Origin of the sequence: Corynebacterium heidelbergense, from assembly GCF_028609845.1 — a bacterium.
GTDB lineage: Bacteria > Actinomycetota > Actinomycetes > Mycobacteriales > Mycobacteriaceae > Corynebacterium > Corynebacterium heidelbergense.
Genome location: NZ_CP063191.1, coordinates 1,987,186 through 2,006,731 on the forward strand (window position 1 = coordinate 1,987,186; position 19,546 = coordinate 2,006,731).

At 64.2% G+C, this 19,546-nt stretch carries 20 protein-coding genes; 8 read left to right on the top strand and 12 right to left on the bottom strand.

All coding sequences use genetic code 11. The annotated features are described in order from the left end of the window. Positions 1-80 precede the first annotated feature (80 nt). Complete coding sequence (locus tag CHEID_RS08800) at positions 81-1,796, bottom strand: hypothetical protein (RefSeq protein ID WP_273661103.1); 1,716 nt, start codon at positions 1,794-1,796, stop codon at positions 81-83. A gap of 131 nt (positions 1,797-1,927) precedes the next feature. Then, a complete protein-coding gene (locus CHEID_RS08805; protein WP_112770137.1) occupies positions 1,928-3,247 on the bottom strand; it encodes a thymidine phosphorylase in 1,320 nt (439 codons plus the stop codon). A gap of 116 nt (positions 3,248-3,363) precedes the next feature. Here CHEID_RS08805 and CHEID_RS08810 point away from each other — a divergent pair, with 116 nt between their 5' ends. Together CHEID_RS08810 and CHEID_RS08815 are read left to right on the top strand one after the other, a co-directional pair. Then, on the top strand, positions 3,364-3,834 hold the full coding sequence (locus tag CHEID_RS08810; RefSeq protein WP_273661104.1) for a cytidine deaminase: 471 nt from the start codon (positions 3,364-3,366) through the stop codon (positions 3,832-3,834). A gap of 59 nt (positions 3,835-3,893) precedes the next feature. Continuing rightward, positions 3,894-5,108, top strand: a complete 1,215-nt coding sequence (locus tag CHEID_RS08815; protein WP_112770135.1) for a NupC/NupG family nucleoside CNT transporter — start codon at positions 3,894-3,896, stop codon at positions 5,106-5,108. Positions 5,109-5,262: 154 nt separating this feature from the next. Here CHEID_RS08815 and rplE read toward each other — a convergent pair whose 3' ends face one another. From rplE to rplN, 3 genes are read right to left on the bottom strand one after another with little or no spacing between them, the layout of a single operon-like run. Then, the gene (rplE, locus tag CHEID_RS08820) at positions 5,263-5,832 is read right to left on the bottom strand and encodes a 50S ribosomal protein L5 (RefSeq protein WP_112770134.1); all 570 of its coding nucleotides are present in this window, start codon (positions 5,830-5,832) and stop codon (positions 5,263-5,265) included. A gap of 2 nt (positions 5,833-5,834) precedes the next feature. Beyond that, the gene (gene rplX, locus CHEID_RS08825; protein WP_112770133.1) at positions 5,835-6,149 is read right to left on the bottom strand and encodes a 50S ribosomal protein L24; all 315 of its coding nucleotides are present in this window, start codon (positions 6,147-6,149) and stop codon (positions 5,835-5,837) included. Then, the gene (rplN, locus tag CHEID_RS08830) at positions 6,150-6,521 is read right to left on the bottom strand and encodes a 50S ribosomal protein L14 (protein WP_112770132.1); all 372 of its coding nucleotides are present in this window, start codon (positions 6,519-6,521) and stop codon (positions 6,150-6,152) included. A 303-nt stretch (positions 6,522-6,824) separates the two neighbouring features. Here rplN and CHEID_RS08835 point away from each other — a divergent pair, with 303 nt between their 5' ends. The 4 genes from CHEID_RS08835 (at position 6,825) to CHEID_RS08850 (ending at position 13,435) form a co-directional block, all read left to right on the top strand. Continuing rightward, entirely contained in the window at positions 6,825-7,724 is a 900-nt protein-coding gene (locus tag CHEID_RS08835; RefSeq protein ID WP_112770131.1) for a siderophore-interacting protein, read from the top strand. Between the two features lie 140 nt (positions 7,725-7,864). Next, positions 7,865-9,370: a pyridoxal phosphate-dependent decarboxylase family protein gene (locus CHEID_RS08840; RefSeq protein ID WP_181645960.1), complete on the top strand. Its 1,506-nt coding sequence runs from the start codon at positions 7,865-7,867 to the stop codon at positions 9,368-9,370. A gap of 70 nt (positions 9,371-9,440) precedes the next feature. Then, the gene (locus tag CHEID_RS08845; RefSeq protein WP_112768829.1) at positions 9,441-10,862 is read left to right on the top strand and encodes a lysine N(6)-hydroxylase/L-ornithine N(5)-oxygenase family protein; all 1,422 of its coding nucleotides are present in this window, start codon (positions 9,441-9,443) and stop codon (positions 10,860-10,862) included. After that, positions 10,862-13,435 (top strand): GNAT family N-acetyltransferase, encoded by a 2,574-nt coding sequence (locus tag CHEID_RS08850; RefSeq protein WP_181645859.1) that lies wholly within the window; start codon positions 10,862-10,864, stop codon positions 13,433-13,435. Before CHEID_RS08845 ends, CHEID_RS08850 begins: the two co-directional genes overlap by 1 nt. On the opposite strand, the gene CHEID_RS08855 is transcribed toward CHEID_RS08850, so the two are convergent. The 4 genes from CHEID_RS08855 to CHEID_RS08870 are packed head-to-tail and all read right to left on the bottom strand — an operon-like array spanning position 13,422 to position 17,441. Further along, on the bottom strand, positions 13,422-14,216 hold the full coding sequence (locus CHEID_RS08855; protein WP_112768827.1) for an ABC transporter ATP-binding protein: 795 nt from the start codon (positions 14,214-14,216) through the stop codon (positions 13,422-13,424). The two genes, CHEID_RS08850 and CHEID_RS08855, sit on opposite strands and share 14 nt — an antisense overlap. Next, positions 14,216-15,268 (bottom strand): FecCD family ABC transporter permease, encoded by a 1,053-nt coding sequence (locus CHEID_RS08860; RefSeq protein WP_112768826.1) that lies wholly within the window; start codon positions 15,266-15,268, stop codon positions 14,216-14,218. The genes CHEID_RS08855 and CHEID_RS08860 overlap by 1 nt, the downstream gene beginning before the upstream one ends. Further along, complete coding sequence (locus tag CHEID_RS08865; RefSeq protein WP_238599231.1) at positions 15,268-16,410, bottom strand: FecCD family ABC transporter permease; 1,143 nt, start codon at positions 16,408-16,410, stop codon at positions 15,268-15,270. Before CHEID_RS08865 ends, CHEID_RS08860 begins: the two co-directional genes overlap by 1 nt. Then, positions 16,407-17,441, bottom strand: coding sequence for an ABC transporter substrate-binding protein (locus CHEID_RS08870; protein WP_112768825.1), 1,035 nt, complete (start codon positions 17,439-17,441; stop codon positions 16,407-16,409). Before CHEID_RS08870 ends, CHEID_RS08865 begins: the two co-directional genes overlap by 4 nt. A 318-nt stretch (positions 17,442-17,759) precedes the next feature. Here CHEID_RS08870 and CHEID_RS08875 point away from each other — a divergent pair, with 318 nt between their 5' ends. Together CHEID_RS08875 and CHEID_RS08880 are read left to right on the top strand one after the other, a co-directional pair. After that, positions 17,760-18,221, top strand: a complete 462-nt coding sequence (locus CHEID_RS08875) for a hypothetical protein (protein ID WP_112768824.1) — start codon at positions 17,760-17,762, stop codon at positions 18,219-18,221. A gap of 6 nt (positions 18,222-18,227) precedes the next feature. Continuing rightward, positions 18,228-18,425, top strand: a complete 198-nt coding sequence (locus CHEID_RS08880; protein ID WP_112768823.1) for a helix-turn-helix transcriptional regulator — start codon at positions 18,228-18,230, stop codon at positions 18,423-18,425. Between the two features lie 153 nt (positions 18,426-18,578). On the opposite strand, the gene rpsQ is transcribed toward CHEID_RS08880, so the two are convergent. From rpsQ to rplP, 3 genes are read right to left on the bottom strand one after another with little or no spacing between them, the layout of a single operon-like run. Next, complete coding sequence (gene rpsQ, locus CHEID_RS08885) at positions 18,579-18,896, bottom strand: 30S ribosomal protein S17 (protein ID WP_112768822.1); 318 nt, start codon at positions 18,894-18,896, stop codon at positions 18,579-18,581. After that, positions 18,893-19,126, bottom strand: a complete 234-nt coding sequence (gene rpmC, locus CHEID_RS08890) for a 50S ribosomal protein L29 (RefSeq protein ID WP_112768821.1) — start codon at positions 19,124-19,126, stop codon at positions 18,893-18,895. The genes rpsQ and rpmC overlap by 4 nt, the downstream gene beginning before the upstream one ends. Continuing rightward, positions 19,127-19,543: a 50S ribosomal protein L16 gene (gene rplP, locus CHEID_RS08895; protein WP_112768820.1), complete on the bottom strand. Its 417-nt coding sequence runs from the start codon at positions 19,541-19,543 to the stop codon at positions 19,127-19,129. Between the last annotated feature and the right edge of the window lie 3 nt (positions 19,544-19,546).

Genomic DNA, 19,546 nt, shown 5'->3' on the forward strand with positions numbered 1-19,546 from the left:
ACTGCCCGGTGCCCCGGAGGGGAGGAAGGAACCTGGTACCCAGGCTCACCCACCCCCTCCCCTTCGGTTTCCTCTGCCGGTTACTCCTTCCCTGGGCGGCGCTTGCCCTTCAGGACCGCAGCGAGACCAAGGCCGATCAGCGCGAGGGCGAGCGCTACCGGTACCGCGATCCGGGCACCCGTGGACGCCAAGGTCGGCTGCTGGTTGGACGCCTGGGGTTGGGCACCCTGAGCTGGCGGATTCTGCGGGCCGTCCACGGGATCACCGGTAGCCGGGGTGCCAACCGGGCCAGACGGGTTAGCAGGGCCGCTCTCCGGTTGCCCCGGTGCAGTTGTCGTGGAGATGGGTGACCCGGGGCTGGGGGACGTAGAGGTGGGAGTGGAAGTCGGGGTGGCACTCGGGGAGCTCGAGCCAGGCGTAGTGGTGGTGGGGGTTGGGGTGGCACTCGGGGAGCTCGGGCTGGGCGACGTAGAGGTGGGAGTAGAGGTTACCTCCGGCGGCGTGGAAGGAGTGGTGGAGGCCGCAGGCACACAGCCGGGTTTCGTGCCCTTGAGACGATGGAACAGCACAACGTAGTTGCTATCGCCGGTGAGCTGAATGGGGGCGTTGAACGAATAGGACGAATTCGCAGGCATGGAATCCATCGTCCCTTTGGCCCCGCTCGGAGCGATATCGCCGCTGAAGCCCGTAACGGCGTTCGTGTAACCATTCTTTTGCAACTGCCCTAATCCCGGGCTACTGACTTGGGGGGTTCCCGGCAGGAACTGCGCGCCTTCGACCGGGAGTACCTCCCAGGTCACGTTTTCCAGGGCAATCTTGGTGGCACCGTACAGTCGCATGTCACGTCCCGCACCGGCGGTGAATGCAGCGGGGGTGTCCCCCCGGCCCCACCCGTCGGCATTGACCTCACCGTTGTTAACACTTTCGCTGCCGTTGTAGTACTTGTTGCGTTCGGTGATGTCCTTATCGAAGATGTTCCACACCGTGCGCCCGAGAAACTCCACCTCACAGGTATTGAGGGCGGGGGAGGGTTGAGGGGCCTGTGTGGGATAACCCTGACACTTGGAATCCTGGTAGCCGCCGGTCACGTGGCCCGTCCCCAGGAACTGCTGGCCCATATTGAAGTCCGAGGGCATCTGGTAGTTGAACTGGAATAAGGTTGCCTGTCCCGGCAGTAACTGCGGAATGGTCACCGTCCAGGACCCGTCTGGGTTGGCCACAGCGGAAGAAGCGGGCAACGGGCTCCACGTGTACTGGGCATAGCGCGGCCCCCACGATGCGATCTTTGCGTTCGCCGACACGGGGTCGAACACCGGGGTAACGTTCTTGAGCTGCTCCGGTGGCGTCCAGGTGAAAGTCAGGTTGGAGACCGGCCGTTTCGTGGCGATCGGGATTCGCCAGAATTGCTTCTTGCCGCCTCTGTCCTGCCAGTGCTGCAATTCGAATTCGCCGGGATCGCCGAACGCTGCAGAACTGACCTCGGAAACGTACCCACCGTTCGAGTAGTCAACCGGTTTTCCATCCAATCCCACCATCAGGTTGGGATAAGTGGGATCGTCGTTTTTCAAATTCTCGTCCATGACCGTCTGGGCATTCCAATCCAGGGTGCATTCGGAGGAGTGGTTTCCCTTGACGGTTCCGGTATTCGTGGCCCAAGCGACGGGGCTCAAGTGGACACCGAGGAGCAGGGCGACAGCAGTCACCGCGAGACTGAGTAGTGCGTGCCTCTGGGTTAGCCGAAAGTGACCCGTGGCATTGCAGGAAATGTTGATGGTGGTGTTGTGGTGAGTGAGCATCAGCGGACCTCACATATGTAGCCGGGGCCCTCCATGTGGAGAGGCACGGGTGGCATTAGTGCGTGTGCACTCAGACTGCCAGCTATCGGCTGGGTGCGCATCTTGAAGCGCAGTATTGCTCGGCCTAGGGCTCAACCAGCAGTGCGGTCGATAGCAATGCGGTCGATAATGACGCTCTCTCGGGCCCGCGGGGGCGCATCGGTGATGGACCAGCCGGGTTCGAGGGTTTCCAAGGCGCGCTCAAAGCGCTCTGGAGTGTCAGTGTGCAGCGTGAACAGTTTTTCCCCGGCGCGAACGGGTTCGCCGATTTTCTTGCGCAGCTCAATGCCGGCGCCGGGTTGCACGGGATCCCCCTTGCGCGCCCGCCCCGCACCGAGCCGCCAGGAGGCCACCCCCACGGCCAGCGCGTCCAGGGTGGCCAGGTAGCCATCCTGATCCGCCGTCACAGTGTGCGTATGCATCGCCGTGGGCAAGTCCGCATCGGGGTCTCCACCCTGCGCCGAGATCATGCCTCTCCAGGTGTCCATAGCCTGGCCGTTGTCCAGGGCTCGCGCGGGATCGGCGTCCCAAAGACCTGCAGCATCGAGCATCTCCCGAGCCAGGGCCAGGGTGAGTTCCCGGACGTCATCCGGCCCTCCCCCGGCCAGGACCTCCACTGACTCTTCGACCTCTAGCGCGTTGCCAACTTTCCGGCCCAAGGGGGTATCCATATCCGTCAGCAGGGCGGTGGTGGTACAGCCAGCGCCGTTGCCGAGGGCCACCATCGTGGTCGCCAACTCCCGGGCCAGCAATTCGTCCTTCATGAACGCGCCAGACCCCACTTTGACGTCCAGCACCAGAGAGGCAGTTCCCTCCGCGATCTTCTTGGACATGATGGAGGAGGCGATAAGGGGGATGCAGTCCACCGTGGCGGTGATGTCGCGCAACGCGTAGAGCTTCCGATCCGCCGGGGCTAACCCTGATCCGGCCGCGCAGACGACGCAGCCCGGACCCCGGAGAATCTCCATCAGCTCGTCGTTGGCGATGTCGGCGCGCCAACCGGGGATGGACTCGAGCTTGTCCAGGGTGCCGCCGGTATGGCCCAGGCCGCGGCCCGAGAGCTGGGGCACGGCAACGCCGAAGGAAGCGACCAGCGGCGCCAGCGGGAGGGTGATCTTGTCCCCGACACCCCCAGTGGAGTGCTTATCTGCAGTGATTTTGCCTAACCCGGAGAAGTCCAGTGTCTCGCCGGAACGGATCATCGCCTGTGTGAGCTGCAAGACTTCGGCGGGTTCCATGCCGCGTATAAAGATGGCCATCGCTAGGGCGGCCATCTGCTCGTCCCCCACCACGCCGCGGGTATAAGCGTCGACGATCCAATCAATATGCTCCACGCTTAGCGGGTTGCCGTCTCGTTTGAGACGGATGATGTCAACAGCGTCGAATGGTTCTGGGGCGTTGTCGCGGGCCAAAGGTACTTCCTGTTCTGAATTCAGCGAGCGGACGGTGCCTGGGGGCCATATCCATTGTGTAGCTTAATGGTTGTCCGAGTACCGATGTTCGCGTTCTTTGGCCGACCGAGCACGCCTTGGACTCGACTTGGGCCACATGCCACGAGGAAGGATGCCCCATGTCCCCAGACGCACTCCTGGATCGGGCCCGCGAAGCCGCCGCTCACGCCTATGCCCCGTACTCCACTTTTCCGGTTGGATGCGCTCTTCTTCTGCAGGACGGCAGCGTCGTCACCGGTTGCAACGTAGAGAACGCCTCCTACGGCCTGAGCATGTGCGCAGAGCGCGGCGCTATCAGCCGCATGATCATCGAGACCGGTGCCAACCGTCCGCCCTCCGCCGACAGTGCGCCTCCCCGGCCGGAGATCGTGCTGGCAGCTACCGCCGGGCTTAAAGCGGCACCCTGTTATCCGTGCCGGGCATGCCGACAGGTTCTCCACGAGTTCGATTGCGGAGCCATCGTCGTGGAAGACAAGGAAACCAAGGGGCCAGTTGTCATCGACTTCGCCGATCTTCTTCCCCACGCTTTCGGCCCCGCCGATCTATGACCCGGTCGGCGCTGGTCTAGGGGCCCAACTGAGCACGCTGGATTGTAAAGGACCCACTGATGGATAGGCTCCAAGGCCTGATCGGCATAGCGCTGATCTTCACCTTCTTGGTCATCTTTTCGCGCCACCGCAAACACATCAAGTGGCGGACCCTGGGCGTGGGGCTGCTGCTGCAGATCGCGTTCGCCTTGCTGGTGCTCAAGTGGAAACCTGGCTTTCATGCACTGAAGTCCGTAGCGCACGGGCTGGAAAAACTCACCGAATTCACCAACGAGGGCACCAGGTTCGTCTTCGGGGGATTGTTTCCCCAGGGCAAAGGTTTCGTCTTTGCCCTCAACGTCTTGCCCGTCATCATTGTCCTCGGTGCGATCATCGGGGCGCTGTACTACTGGCGCGTGATCCAGTACTTCGTCGACTACCTGGGGGGAGCTCTCAAACGCCTGCTCGGGACGTCCAAAGTCGAAAGCGTTTGGGCATCGACGGTCATCTTCCTGGGCCAGTCCGAAGCACCCCTGGTGATCCGCCCATACCTGCCGAAGCTCACGAAATCCGAGTTGTTCACCTGTATGACCGGAGGCTTCGCCTCAGTCGCAGGTTCCACCGTCATCGGCTATTCGCTCCTTGGCGCACCGCTGGAGTATCTCCTGGCGGCTTCGCTGATGAACGCTCCGGGCTCCCTCATTGTGGCCAAGGCCTTTTGGCCGGAGACGGAGGAATCCACCCTCGATGCGACCGTTAAGGACGTGCGCGATGAGGATTCGCGAAACATCATCGACGCTATCGGGGCTGGCGCCATGGCCGGAGGGCGAATCGCCGTGGCCGTGGGCTGCCTGCTCATCGCGTTCATCGCAATCATCACCATGCTGTCGGCGATCATTGGCGGCATCGGGAGCTGGTTTGGCCACCCGGATTGGTCCCTGCAGGGGTTGTTCGGATGGGTGTTTGCGCCTCTCGCCTGGGCAATGGGGGTTCCGTGGGACCATGCGCCACTGGTGGGTTCCTTCATCGGCGAGAAGACGGTGATCAACGAATTTGTCGGTTACACGTCGATGGGCGATAACCTTCCCAAACTGGATCAGAAGTCCCTGATGATCTCAACGTTCGCACTTGCGGGCTTCGCGAACTTCTCCTCCATCGCGATCCAGATTGGCTCGATTGGAGGGCTATGCCCTGAACGCCGTGGGGAGGTGGCCAAGCTCGGGCCGTTGGCCCTCATGGCCGGTTTCCTGGTGAATATGCTCAACGCGGCTATCGTAGGGGTGGTGGTGTTCTAACGCCCGCTTAGCCAAATCCCCAGGTAAAACGAAAAATCCCGCGCCCCACCTCCACCCTCGCTAGAGGGGAAAGGCAGGGCACGGGATCCGTCCGCACTCGAAGGACTAGGTGGGGACCGTGAGGATTACCCCGACCTCCGTCGCAAGAAGCGCTTCAGTTTGCGGAGTCGTTCTTCTTGAAGGGGAAGCCGAGCTCGCGCAACAAGGCACGGCCTTCCTCGTCGTTGGTGGCGCTGGTCACGACAGTGATGTTCATACCGCGCGGCCGGTCGATCTTGTCCACATCGATTTCGTAGAACATGGACTGCTCGGACAGGCCGAAGGTGTAGTTGCCGTGACCGTCGAACTGGCGATCAGACAGACCACGGAAGTCGCGAATACGGGGCAGGGCCACGGTCAGCAGGCGGTCCAGGAATTCCCACATCCGGTCACCGCGCAGCGTGACGCGGGCACCGATCGGCATACCTTCGCGCAGCTTGAAGTTAGCGATGGCCTTCTTCGCGGTGCGGATCTGCGGCTTCTGACCGGTGATGAGGGTCAGATCGTTGAGGGCGCCGTTGATCAGCTTGGAATCGCGAGCAGCATCGCCAACGCCCATGTTCACCACGACCTTGGTCACGCCGGGGATCTGCATGACGTTCTGGTAGCCGAACTCGGAGTTCAGCTTCTCGCGGATCTCACCGCGGTACTGCGTCTTTAGACGGGGGGTGTAGTTGTCGCTCATCGTTAGATGTCCTTCCCGTTGCGCTTGGACACGCGGATCTTCTTACCGTTCTCGTCGAAGCGGTAGCCGATACGGGTCGGGTTGCCGTCGGAATCAACGATCATGACGTTGGACACGTGGATCGGAGCCTCCTGGGTCACGATGCCGCCGGACTCTGCACCACGCTCGGGAGCGGAGTTGACCACATGCTTCTTGATGCGATTGACACCCTCCACGAGCACCTTGTCGCGCTGAGGGTAGGCCTCGATGACCTTGCCCTTGGCTCCCTTGTCGGGGCCGGAGATTACGAGGACGGTATCGCCCTTACGGATCTTCATTTACAGCACCTCCGGAGCAAGAGAGACGATCTTCATGAACTTCTTCTCACGCAGCTCACGGGCAACCGGGCCGAAGATGCGGGTGCCGCGCGGGTCGTTGTCGTTGGCCTTGATGATGACGGCAGCGTTTTCGTCGAAGCGAATGTAGGAGCCGTCCGGGCGGCGGGTCTCCTTCTTGGCGCGCACAATGACGGCCTTGACAACGTCGCCAGCCTTCACGGTGCCACCGGGAGTGGCTTCCTTCACCGTGGCTACAACGACATCACCGATGCCAGCGAAGCGTCGGGTGGAACCGCCGAGCACGCGGATCACCAGGATTTCCCTGGCGCCGGTGTTGTCGGCAACTCGCAGACGCGATTCCTGCTGAATCACTTGAGTCTCCTTGTTAGACCTAGATTTTGCGAATGTGCGTGGGATTTCCGTCCCGCACGCACGCGGTCTGCGCCCTTGCAACGGCCACACGTGGCCCAGGGCAACCCGAAGATTATGGCACGCACCTGCCCCCACCTGCAAAACCCTATGGTTTAAGTGACGCTTGCTGTGCAAGTTTAGGTAGTGCTAACCTAGCCGAGACGTTAGGCTTGCCTTGCTTAACCCAGCTCGCCTTCGAACCTTTCACCCCCCTCGATCGTCGAGCACCCTCGCAACCGAGCACCACCTTGAAAAGGAGCGGCGGTGACATCAGCAATATCCAGCGCCTTCAGCGATACCGCGCTGCTAACCGAACCCGCCGCGCCCCCACATCGCTGGTTCCCAGCGGAGGTGCTGTCCAACGAGCTCATCGCCGGCAACGTGCGCCGCATCACCCTGCACGCGAGAGATATCGCCTCGTGGACGATGACGGGACCGGACGAGTTTTTCGGCCTCCTCATGCCACAAAGTGGCGTACCGATCGAGGACCTTTCCGCCCTACTCCACGTGCCCGCCGGCAGCAATCTGCGCGCCGTGCTCAACCGCGTACCCCAGGCCCAACGCCCCGATTTGCGGTGGTACACCGTCCGCCAATTAGACCGAGCCTCGTGCAGGTTGAGTTTCGACGTGGTTACCCACGGCGTTCGCAGTATCGGCCCGGGAACGACGGCGGGCCCCGGCCTGACCTGGGCCACCTGCGCGACCCCGGGGGACAAAGTCGGCGTGTGGACGGTTCGGGGTCTGTGGCACCGCGCCCACCAGCGCCAGTTGCTGGTGGCGGACGCGGCGGCCATGCCCTCCATTCGCTCCATTCTGGAGTTCCAGGCCACCCATAACCCCACCCAGCTCAGCCGGATGCACGTCGTGGCCATCGTTGAATCGGACGAGGATATCGAACCGGGAATGACCAAGGAGTGGGTTGCCCGCATCGGCAGCCTCTCCATCATTCGGGCTCCGCTGTCCGAGCAGGCGGACGCTGCCGAAACCGCGATGGCGACCCTACGCTCCGCCGGGCATCCGGCAGCTCACCCGGAATACGTCTGGGTCGGCGGCGAGGGGACCATGTGCAAATTAGTCCGCGCCATGGCCGTCCGGGAATGGGGCCTGGATCGCCAGCGCATTCTGTGGTGCCCGTATTGGTTGGTCGGACGCCCCCGCCCGTAATCGACCAATAGAGCACCTGTGGTCTGCAAGGATTTGCCCAGCAAAGGTGATACCCACCGCTCTCCCTATAAAGGTTAGCCTTACCTTGCTACGATGCCGCCATGGCTGTTAGAACACAGCCCGTACACTCGGGCGCACTTATGAACGATTTCCTCACACACAACACAACAGCGCTCCGCAACGCGCTGACAGCCGCCGAGGAGCTGCTGGAACACCACTTCCGCACCGCAGCACAACCCTGCGGTTCCGCCACCGCAGCCGAACTCACCCGGGCCGTCCGAGAGGTGGACCTGGACAACCCCACGGGCGACCTCCCCTCCGCCCTCGCCGAGCTCAGCCCCCTGTGGCTCGACCACGCCGTCTGGTACCACCACCCCTATTACGCCTCCCACCTGAACTGCCCCATCGCCGCCTCGGCTGTCGCCGGGGAGACCATCGCCACCAGCCTCAACACCGCCGTAGAGAGCTGGGATCAAGCGGGCGCAGCCGCCGTCATGGAACTACATCTGCTGGATTGGGTCTGCGCTCACATCGGCTGGGAGGGCCCTGGCGTCCCCAAGAACAAAGACGACGAAACGACCCCACCGGTCCGCGGGGTATTCACCTCTGGAGGCACCCAATCCAACCTCCAAGCCCTCTACATCGCGAGGGAGAAGGCACTGCGGGTCTTGAGCAACACGGGCCTGAGCCACCAGGAAAAGATGGGGCGCCTGCGTTTCCTCACCAGCGAGGACACTCACTATTCCGTCGCCCGGGCCGTTCGCCTCCTGGGCCTGGGTGACGAAGCGCTTCTCACCATGCCAGCACCCCCAACGGCCCCCGGGACAATATGCCCGCAGACCCTCTCGGAGACCCTCGATCGCGCCGAGAAGGAGGGGTTGACGGTAGCCGCCGTCGTCGCTACGGCGGGCACCACGGATCGCGGCGCCATCGATCCACTACTCCCCATTGGCAACGTGTGCGCCGAGCACGCCACACACCTACACGTGGACGCGGCCTACGGCGGGGCCCTCCTGGTCAGCCCCACCGCCCGGCACCGGCTCCGCGGGATCGAGTTGGCCGATAGCGTCACCGTCGATTTCCACAAGGGCTTCTACCAGCCCGTCGCCTGCAGCGCCGTGGTCTTCCGCAACCCCGCGGACCTGGGGCACGTTACCCACCACGCGGACTACCTCAATCCGCAGGACAGCTACCTCACCCCCCAGGGCTCCACCCGGGTCAACCTGGCCGACTACTCCCTGCAAACCACGCGGCGCTTCGACGCACTAAAGCTGTGGGTGACCCTGCGGACCCACGGCTCCCGGCCCATCGGGGAGGCCTTCGATCGGTGCTGCGAGCTGGCCGCCAACGCCGCCGAGCAGCTTCGGGAGTTTCCCAATCTTCGCCTGGTCGCCTCCCCGGAACTATCGACCCTGCTGTTCGCCCCCGCCGATCCGCAAGCGGGCCCCCAGAAGACCGTGGAGAGCGTGCGCGAACAGCTCATGGCACAGGGGCGCGCACTCGTCGCAACGACCGTGGTAGAGACCAACCCCTGCTTCAAGCTGACCATCCTGGACCCCGCCCTCACCCCCGCCGAGCTGCGCGGGGTGCTGGCTGCGGTGTCGGACCAGCTCGACCGCCAACGGCCCTTCCCCGCCGCCACCTAATCTTCCACCACTCGCGCTTTCCCCCCCACCCCCCTACCCCGTCCCTTTTAGTCGAACAGGATGCCCCCGCATGAGGACCACCGAACTGCTTTCCGAAAACCCTGACCACGCCCAGCAAGATGTCTACGACATTGTGGGCATCGGCATCGGCCCCTTCAATCTGGGGCTCGCCGCCCTCGCCCAACCCCTGCTCGATTCCGGGGAGCTCAGCGCGCTATTCCTGGACCGCGAACCAGAATTTTGCTGGCATCCGGGAATGCTGCTGCCCAGCGCCACCATTCAGGTCCCCTTCATGGCCGATTTGGTGACGCTTGCGGATCCGACGAGTCGCTTTAGCTTTTTGAACTACTGCAAGCTGCAGGGGCGCATCCACCGGTTCTTCATCAAGGAGGATTTCTATCCGCTGCGGCGGGAGTACTCGGATTACTGCGCGTGGGTGGCCCGCCAACTGCCCTCCCTGCGCTGGGGGAGCGCAGTCACCGAGGTATACCGAGAGGACTCGGGTTTGTGGGCCGTCACCTACCGGGATAGCGCAGATCAGGACAGCTCTTCTCAGACCGTTCGGGCGCGACACATCGTCTCCGGGGTGGGAACGCAACCCTTCGTCCCGCCCGCCCTGCGCGGCAAGGAGGACGAAGAAGGCGTATACCATTCCGCCGAGTACCTATTCCACAAGGACCGCATTGCGGATGCGGAGTCCGTCACCATCATTGGATCCGGCCAATCCGCAGCAGAAATCTACCGGGACCTCATGGAACACAGCGCCGCAAAGGGGCACCGGTTGGATTGGATCACTCGATCGCCCAGGTTCTTCCCGATGGAATACACCAAATTGACGCTGGAAATGACAAGCCCCGAATACGCCCGGTATTTCCATTCCCTACCCACCGATATTCGGGACGCCACCAACCGGAGGCAGCGGAACTTATACAAAGGCATTTCAGGGGAGACCATTAACGACATCTACGACACCTACTATCAGCTCTCCCTCGACGAGACCCTGCCCCATCCCTTCCGGTCCACCCTGCGCACCGGGTGGAGTGCCGCCTGGGCTGAAAGCGGCAACAGCGCAGCGCACACGCTGGAGCTGACGCACGAGGAATCAGGTGCCCAGCTCATCCAGGAATCGGAAGTCGTGGTGCTCGCCACCGGCTACCGCGGCCCGACCTTCCCCGCCTTCCTGCAGCCCGCCCAGGAGCAGTTCGAATTGGACCCGAAGGGGCGGTTCGCGGTGCGCCTGGATTTTAGCGTCGATAAGGACCACACCGCGTTCGTCCAAAACGCCGAGGAACACACCCACTCCCTCACCGCACCAGATCTGGGAATGGGACCGTGGCGCAACTCGGTCATCCTCGCCGCCATCACCGGCCGGGAGGTCTACCCAATCGAACGCCACATCGCTTTCCAGACCTTCGGCACCGTCGATAGCTTCCAGCCACCCTGTAGCTCGGATACTCCGGCGCGCCACGAACAGGAGGGGCCGGCGTGCTAGTGCAAACGCAACGCGTGGATCACGTCCTCACCTCTACCGCAGGGCTGCTCACCTTCCGGCCCCTGCGGGTAGACGGGGACATTACCGATGTGCACGCCTGGGTCACCCACCCCAAGTCGGCCTTCTGGGGTGCCCAAGGGGCCAGCGAGCATGAGGTAGCCGAGGAGTACGAGCGGATTCACGCCTCGGCTGAAGAATCGGCCTGGATCGTTGAGCGCGCAGGCGCGGCCATAGCCCTCGTGGAGACCTACGATCCGGGGCAATCCGTGCTCGGTGAGTACGTTGCGGCGGGCACGATCCCGGGCGCGGCAGTAGGTATGCACGTTCTCGTCGCACCCCCCGAAGGCGCCCCAGAACCAGGCCTGACGAGCTGCATTTTCGCCGCCGTCATGCGCTGGCTCGTGGATGTGCACGGTGCGGACAATGTGGTGGTGGAGCCGGACGCGGCCAACGACCTCATCATTGCCAAGAACGCGGCGGCAGGGTTTGTGGACGTCCCCGGGCTCACAGCGGTTTCCCTCCCCTTCGGGGATGGCACGAAGACTGCCCGGGTTCAGGTTTGTTCCGCTGGTGGCTTCCACGCCTCGGCGTTGGCCTCCCACGCCACCGCGAGGTTCACCGCGCCCGCGGGCGCCGCCCAACGGTCCGCCCACCACGCCGTGCCCCCGCTGGACCCGGGGGCCCAGCACCTCGTAGAACACGGGGCGGCGATGCATCGCATCCTCCTGGCCAAGGCGCTGCGAGAGTTCATCCACGAGCGGCTACTCGTGGCTCGGCCGATAGCGCCGGAACGGCACGAGGAACACGACGAGGACCAGCCCGAAGAACGCTTGAGCGATCGGCCGTCAACCTTCGGCGCACCCCGGGAGTACGAGGTGGACTTTGGGGGCCGTCACCTGCGCTTCACCGCCCGCCCCTACCCCCTGGAGCACCTGAAGATCGACCCACACTCGATCCGCGCACGGGATGGTCAACCCGTGCATCTGCTCACCCTCATTGCGGCGGGTGCCGACCAATTGGGCCTCGGCGGCGACTATCTGCACACCTACCTGGCAGAAGTGCAGGCCACCCTGGCCACCCGCACCCGTGCTAGCCACCGGCCGCGACCGTCGGCCGCCACACTTGGGGCCTGCCCCTCCTCCCAATCGGGGCCCACTGATGTTCAGCGCGCCACCTACCTGCAGTTTGTGGAGGGCTCCATGGTGGAGGGGCACCCCGGTTTCGTCGCCAACGCCGGGCGGGGCGGAATGGGCGAAAGCGAGTTGGAGGCCTACGCCCCGGAGCTCGGCGATCCCTTTCAAGTGGTGTGGTTGGCCGCCCGCCGCGCCGATTGCGTCACGGAGACGTGCGCCGACTACGGCCCCCTTTCCGGTTGCGGGCAGCGGCTCATGGGCGCGCCGATGTGGCACCGATTCTGCGACACCTTGCGATCCAAGGGCCACGATCCGGAAGATTTCGCGCCCTTACCTGTTCACCCCTGGCAATGGGATAACCGCATAGTCAGCGCTTTCGCCCAGGACCTGGCGGCGGGCAAGCTGATCTACATCGGACCCGGCCTGGAAATCTATCGCCCCCAACAGAGCTTGCGTACCCTGTTGAGCATGTCCGATCCGACGTTGCCCTACGTCAAGACGGCCACAGCTGTGCGCAATATGGGATTTACCCGCGGGCTTTCCCCTGCATACATGAGCAATACTCCGACCATTAACGATTGGCTGCAGAATACCGTGGCTGCGGATCACGATTTCACTGCCCATAATGTGCGCCTGTTGCGGGAGGTGGCGACGGTGGGATATGTCGGCGATGTCTATCACGGTGGCCAGACGGCGGAATCTGGGGAGAAAACCGCCTACCAGAAGATGTTGGCTGGGTTGTGGCGGGAGTCGCCGATTCCCTTGCTGTCCGAGGGCTGTGTAGCAGCCACCCTGGCGGGCATTCTCCACTGCGACGATCACGGCTTCCCGCTGGTCGGGGCGTGGATCGAGCGCTCCGGCCGGAACGCCCGGGAGTGGGTGGCGGCCATGCTGCGGGTCTACTTGCGGCCCACCATCCGAGCGCTGGATGAATATGCGCTCGCCTTCATGCCCCATAGCGAAAACGTCATCCTGGAACTGCGCGATGGTTTTCCAGTTGGGAGCTTCTTCAAAGACCTCGGGGAAGAGGTCGCCGTGTTGCGGGCGGATTATCCCCTCCCGGAGGAATGCGAACGAATCCGGGAGGACAAGCGGGGCACCATGACGGATGAGGAGCGGGCATTATCCGTGCAAACGGACGTTCTCGATGGGGTCCTGCGGCATTTATGTGCCATTATGGACGCCAACAACCTCCTAGCCGCCGAGGACTTTTGGCACCTGGTGCGCGAATGTGTCCTGGAATATGCCCGGGATTTCCCGGGAATCGAGGAGCGGCTGCCCCTGTTGGCCCCGGACTTCCCGCACTCCTGCCTTAACCGCCTACAGCTTCGAAATCCGACTTCCATGGTGGACCTCGGCGATCAGAATGCTTCCCTGGTGTACGCCGGCCGGATCGATAATCCGCTGTACCGAGCCGAGGCAGAGCCTAGTCTGCGGTGAAGCCGCGGGGGGCGATGACCAAGTTTCCCCCGTTTCTTGGCTCCGCCCACACCTCAGCTTGGAGCCGATACACATCGGCCAACACCTGCGGGGTGAGGGTCTCTTCGGGTGTGCCGCGGGTGAATACCCTGCCCTCCTTGAGCACGACGATCTGATCGCTCACCCCGGCTGCCGACATGAGATCGTGCAGAACCATCACTACCGTCTTGCCCTCCCCCGCAAGTTGACGGGTGAGTTCCAGCACCTCCAACGCGTGGGCCGGGTCCAGGAAAGTAGTGGGTTCGTCGAGAAGAACCACGGGAGCATCCTGCGCCACCACCATTGCCATCCACACCCGTTGCCGCTGCCCGCCAGAAAGTTGCTGCACCTGGTGGTCCACCAAGTCTTGCGTATGCGTCAGTTCCAACGCACGGCACAGCGCCCGCCTGTCCTGCGCTGTATCGCGGTGCAAAAGACCTCGGTGAGGGTGGCGGCCCCGAGCCACCAGTTCCCCCACCGTCAGCCCCTCTGGGCACACCGGGTGTTGGGGCAGCAGGGCCACCCTACGGGCCGCGGCCGCCGCTTTGAGCCGGTGCAGGTTGTCCTCGCCCACCCACACCGATCCGGCCATGGGGTTGAGCACCCGGCTCATGGTTTTCAGCAGGGTGGATTTGCCGCATCCATTGGGGCCGAGCAGCGTGGTCACCGTCCCCGGTTCGGCGCGCACGGTCACCTCCTCCACCACGGCCCCGGCGCCATACCCGACCGAGAGGTTCTCCACGCTGATGCCCTGAACTGCCATCACGCCACCCTTCCGTTCTTTTGCACGCCACGCCATACCAACCACACCAACACCGGCCCGCCGACAATGGCGCTGGTCAACCCCACGGGTGCGGCGAAGGGGAGGAATCCGGCCAGCACTCCACATCCTGCGAGCACGGCTGCGCCCGCGGCCGCTGAGGACAGGAGCTGAGGCGTAGGTGCCCCAGACACGATCCGCGCGACCTGGGGTGCCATGAGCGCGACAAACCCGATGGGCCCCACCAGGGAGACGACTACTGCAACCACCCCGGTGGCGGCCAGAAGTACACAGGCCCGGGTGCGCCGCACGTCCACCCCGAGGGTGGTTGCCGTCGCGTCATCGTGGGCCAGCAGGCCGATCTGTCGCTGCGCCCACAGGCCGATCAGGAGGAATGGCGCAAGCCCCAAGCACAGCGGCAGCAGCGCCTCTATGCGCACGAAGGCCGTGGATCCCGCAAGCCAGGTCTGGGCGTCCGCAGCTCGGTGCATGTCCGCCCGGGCCAAGGCGTAGTAGACCAGGGCGTTGGCCAACAGGGACAGTGCGAGCCCCACCAGCACGACCCGTTGCGCCGAACTGAACCCGGCCAGTGCAAACAGCAGCCCAACTACTATTGCAGCCCCCAGCAATCCCAGGCCCGCTCGCCACCAGAACAGTGGTACCTGCTGGGCCCACTCCGGGCGGAGCAGGACAGTCCCCCACACCACACACACCGCCGCTCCCCCGGAAACCCCGAGAATGTCCGGGGAAGCCAACGGGTTGCGGGCCATGACCTGGGTCCAGGATCCCGCCGCGCCCAGGGCGGCGCCTGCCACAACGGTGGCCACGGCCACCGGCAACCTCAGCTCCCACACCACGGTAATCGCCCGTGTGGATCCGCCCCCCGTGAGTACGTCCAGCACCTGCAGCGGGCTCAGCTCCACCGGGCCCTGCCCCAACATCACGCAGTAGGCGGCAGCGGCCAGGGCGCTGAAGCCCACCGCCGTGAGCAGCTCGCGGCGCAGTCGACGAGCGTGGACAGCGTGGACCCGCTGGGCCGGGTCGGTTGTGACCATCACGCGACGGCCTTTGGTTCGGGCGCGCGGCTTTTGGCGTCCTCAAGAGGCATCAATGCCGGGACGGCGACCGCCCGCCGCCGACCTGCCCACCGCCGACGATTGCGCCGCGGTCCCCGGCGCCGGACCACTGCGATCATCAAGGGAGCCCCGACGATGGCCAGCACAACGGACATTTCCAACTCACCCGGGCGCATGACGAACCGCCCGAGCACGTCCGCAACCAGGGCCATCTGCGCCCCCACCACCGCGCAGGCGGGCAGCAGACGGGTCAGGGCGGGCCCCGTCGCCCACCGCACCACGTGCGGCGCCGCGAAACCGACGAACAGGACCATCCCCACAGACGCCGTCGCCGTGCCCGCGAGCACGACAATCGCGACCGCCGCCAAGAGCCGCACCCGGCCAGCGCTCACCCCCAGGCTCGCGGCAGCCTCCTCCCCCATGGCAACGAGATCCAGCGGCCTGGCCACCACCGCGGCCAACACGCCCCCGGCCGCCAGGCCCGCCGCGGCCAGTGCGACATCGCCCATGCCCCGGCCCGAGGTGGAACCCACCGCCCACATCCGCACCCCGTTGAGCGCCGCGCCGGTGTACAAACTCAGCACGTTCATCACCGCCTGGAAGCACAGCATCACTCCAATGCCGACAAGCACCATCGTCATGGGCTCCCGCGCCCCCCGGGCCACCAATAGGACCACGGCGGCCGCCAGCGCAGCGCCCGCAAGGGCCAAGCCAGTCCGACCCGCCGCCGTCGCCGCCCACCCCACGGTCGCCCCTGCGGCCACGGCGCACCCGGCTCCCGCATTAACCCCCAGGATTCCGGGATCCGCCAGGGGATTGCCCGTCCAGACCTGCGCTATCGCCCCGGCGATCGCCAGCGCAGCACCGACCGCCATCGCCAGCAGGGCCCTGGGCGCGCGCAGCTGCCACACCACATCGTGCAGCGCGGCGAACTCCCCGGTACTTCCCCGCTGCACCTGCCCCGGCCCAGCCAGCAGCGCCCGCACAACCTCCCCGGCCCCCGCCCCGTGAGAACCGAGGAACAGGGAGCCGACGGCCGTGGCGACCAGAACTAACCCGGCCAACACCAGCGCTGCAGAGGCGTTCGGGCGGCGCATCTCACCGCGCACAGCTACGCTCACAGGGAGGATTTCAGCTGCTCAATGGCCCAGGGGATGGTCACCGGGTTGGGCATGCTCATCGCATTCCCCGTGTCCTCCGACAGGAAGCGCACCTTGCCCTGCCGTACCACGTCGAGGTTGTTGAAGGTCGGTTCCTTGCGCACGGCATCCACGGCACCCTGGTAGTCCAGGACGAACAGGTAGTCCACGGAGTTGAGCTGATCGTAGTTCTCCGGGGCGATATCGCGGTAGAAGGTTTTGCCGTCGCCCTCGAGTTCCTTGGGGATGTCAAAGCCGAGGGATTCGATGAAGGCACCGCGACCGTCGCCGGAGGTGTACAACCCCAACTTGCCCTGGTAGGGCATCACCACCGCGGCCTTTTTGCCCTGTAGTTCGGGGTGGTTCTTACGGAACTCTTCGAAGGCCTTGTTTGTGCGCCCAATGAGGTCCTCCCCCTTGTCCTTCTTGTCGACGGCCCCAGCAATGGTCTTTACCTGGTCCTGCCACGGGATTTGCCAGTCCTGGGTGCCCTCGGGTTTAAGGGTGGTGGGCGCGATTTTGTTCAACGAGTCGGCGGCCTGCTTATCCACGGCCTGGTTGACGGCAATGATCTTGGTGGGGTCCGCCTTGGTGACCTCCTCGATGACCTGCGGGGTGAAGCCGCGGGCCACGTCGTAGATCACACTCGGTTTTTTGTCCCCCAGCAGGTCTTTGGCCCAGGGGCCCACACCGGAGGCGTCCACGTCGCCCTTCTGCCCCCATGCGGCGATTGTTACGGGGGCGACGCCAAGAGCCAGGAGCGTGTCAGAATCACCCAGCCCCAGGGAGGCAACACGCTCGTTGGTGCCCTGGGTGCCGGCCTGGTCCGACCCATCCACGTTCCCCTTAGCGCATCCCGCCGACACCAGCCCGGCGGCCACAATGGTGGCGGCGAGTGCCTTGAGCCGGGTGCGTCGACCGCGGTGGGACGGCGCGGCACCCGCGGGCGGCGAGTCCGACGACGCTTCGCGGTGGGTTCCACCGTGAGTTAGGGGAACTAGAGATGTTGTCATGCGTGCCTCTTTAACGTTGCTACTTAGTTTCGATAAGAGGTGAATGTAGCAAGGCTAGCCTATTTAAAGCAAGGCTAGCCTTACCCATGGGTTCGGCCAGCACACGGACCGAACGGTCACGTACGGCGACGTCCCTAGCGCCGGCTCTCGACCCGACAGAGTCCGACCTCCCTGACGCCAGCGGCTGCTCTCACCACCCCGCGAACAGGCCTCGCCCAGCCCGAAGCATCCCGCACCCCATGTCAAATTTGTTTGACTGTAAAGCTTCTTTTACTTAGGCTCGGTTACGACCCACAGGCATCTTTGGAGGAAGGGACCATGCCGAACACCCAGCACCCACCCACCAACTACCGCTATGGCCTCGTCCGCGGCACACGCAACGTGCCAGCGCTGCCTGCAGCCCTTCCCCTCGGCCTTCTGGTTTCGGCGGTGCTGGCGTGTGTGAATCTCGCCGTCACCTCCGACGGGTCCTCACCGTGGCTGAGCACGCTAGTTTGGGGCATGGCTGTCACACCCGCCGCTACGGCGTTGGCATGGGTGGCACTTGTGGACCGAGGATCTCTCCCCGGCGCCGTAGCCAAACCCGAAGAGGCCGTCGAGAGCACGTGGTACGCCTCTGCGGCGTCCGATGCTTTCCACATCCTGCTAGCCGCCACTGGACTCGGCGCATACATGGCCATGTTCTGGCATCGCCCTACCATCGCCTTGACGCTCTCCGCCGTGTTCGGAGCCGCCGCTCTGACCTTCGGCATAAGCTACACCGTGCGGAAAGCCCGCTAGAGGCTCATGAGGAACCGAGTCTCCGAGCTGCGCCGCCAGCACAGGTTTTCGCAGCAGGGATTGGCGGAGCGCCTAGGGGTGACGCGACAGACCGTCATCTCCATCGAGAAGGGCCGGTTTTGCCCGTCCCTGCCCCTAGCATTTCAAATAGCTGCAGAGTTCCAGCTCCCCATCGAGGACATCTTCTACCCAGACCCGCGTTAACCGGGCGATTGCACCGGCGAGCAGCCACAGACACACCGAAACCCCCATTCTCCCGGCAGTACAGCCAGGAGAACCGGGGGTTGTAGGTATCGAGAGCGAGCCAGAGCGCCTTCAGCCGTGCCCGGCCATAGAACAGCCTGGCAGGACGGGAAACTACTTGGCCTTCTCCACGATGGTGACCAGGCGGAAGTGCTTGTCCTTGGACAGCGGCCGGGTCTCCTCGATGCGGACGCGGTCACCCACGCCCGCGATCTCGTTTTCGTCGTGCGCCTTCACGCGGGTGTTGGTACGCATGATCTTGCCGTACAGGGCGTGGCGCTTGCGGTCCTCGAGCTCAACCACGATGGTCTTGCTCATCTTGTCGGACACCACGTAGCCGGTGCGGACCTTGCGGGCACCCTTCGTGCGCGCCGCAGCGGCCTCGGCCTTGGTCTTTGGTTGGTTCACAGTTGCTCCGTTTACGTCGCTCATGCAGCGTCACCACCCGGGCTCGTAGAAAGTCCGAGCTCGCGCTCGCGCAGGACGGTGTAGATACGGGCGATGTCCTTCTTGACCACGCCCAGTCGACGGTTATTGCTCAGCTGGCCGGTGGCCATCTGGAAGCGGAGGTTGAACAGCTCCTCCTTGGACTCGCTCAGACGAGCGGTGAGCTCGTCATTGCTGAGGTCGCGGAGTTCGTGTGCCGGAGTTCCGGTAGCCATTTAGAACTGATCCTCCTTCTTCACGATGCGGACCTTGCAGGGCAGCTTGTTGCCCGCACGGCGCAGGGCCTCCAAGGCCATCGCCTCGTTCGGGTAGGAAATCTCGAACAAGATGCGGCCCGGCTTGACGTTGGCCACCCACTTCTCCACGGGGCCCTTACCGGAACCCATGCGCACGCCGAGCGGCTTCTGGGTCAGGGGACGATCCGGGAAGATGTTGATCCACACCTTGCCGCCGCGCTTGACGTGGCGGTTGATGGCGATACGAGCGGACTCGATCTGACGGTTGGTGATGTAGGTCGGCTCCAGGGCCTGCAGGCCGTAGTCGCCGAACGTCACGCGGTTGCCACCCTTGGACACGCCACGACGGGTCGGGCGGTGCTGGCGGCGGTACTTAACGCGCTTCGGGATAAGCATTAG

Coding starts and splice junctions, on each gene's coding strand:
- CHEID_RS08815 (WP_112770135.1), top strand. CDS start 3,894: ATGGATAGGCTCCAAGGCCTGATCGGCATAGCGCTGATCTTCACCTTC.
- CHEID_RS08880 (WP_112768823.1), top strand. CDS start 18,228: ATGAGGAACCGAGTCTCCGAGCTGCGCCGCCAGCACAGGTTTTCGCAG.
- CHEID_RS08845 (WP_112768829.1), top strand. CDS start 9,441: ATGAGGACCACCGAACTGCTTTCCGAAAACCCTGACCACGCCCAGCAA.
- rplE (WP_112770134.1), bottom strand. CDS start 5,832: ATGAGCGACAACTACACCCCCCGTCTAAAGACGCAGTACCGCGGTGAG.
- CHEID_RS08870 (WP_112768825.1), bottom strand. CDS start 17,441: ATGACAACATCTCTAGTTCCCCTAACTCACGGTGGAACCCACCGCGAA.
- rplP (WP_112768820.1), bottom strand. CDS start 19,543: ATGCTTATCCCGAAGCGCGTTAAGTACCGCCGCCAGCACCGCCCGACC.
- rplX (WP_112770133.1), bottom strand. CDS start 6,149: ATGAAGATCCGTAAGGGCGATACCGTCCTCGTAATCTCCGGCCCCGAC.
- rpmC (WP_112768821.1), bottom strand. CDS start 19,126: ATGGCTACCGGAACTCCGGCACACGAACTCCGCGACCTCAGCAATGAC.
- CHEID_RS08855 (WP_112768827.1), bottom strand. CDS start 14,216: ATGGCAGTTCAGGGCATCAGCGTGGAGAACCTCTCGGTCGGGTATGGC.
- CHEID_RS08860 (WP_112768826.1), bottom strand. CDS start 15,268: ATGGTCACAACCGACCCGGCCCAGCGGGTCCACGCTGTCCACGCTCGT.
- CHEID_RS08875 (WP_112768824.1), top strand. CDS start 17,760: ATGCCGAACACCCAGCACCCACCCACCAACTACCGCTATGGCCTCGTC.
- CHEID_RS08800 (WP_273661103.1), bottom strand. CDS start 1,796: ATGCTCACTCACCACAACACCACCATCAACATTTCCTGCAATGCCACG.
- rpsQ (WP_112768822.1), bottom strand. CDS start 18,896: ATGAGCGACGTAAACGGAGCAACTGTGAACCAACCAAAGACCAAGGCC.
- CHEID_RS08840 (WP_181645960.1), top strand. CDS start 7,865: ATGAACGATTTCCTCACACACAACACAACAGCGCTCCGCAACGCGCTG.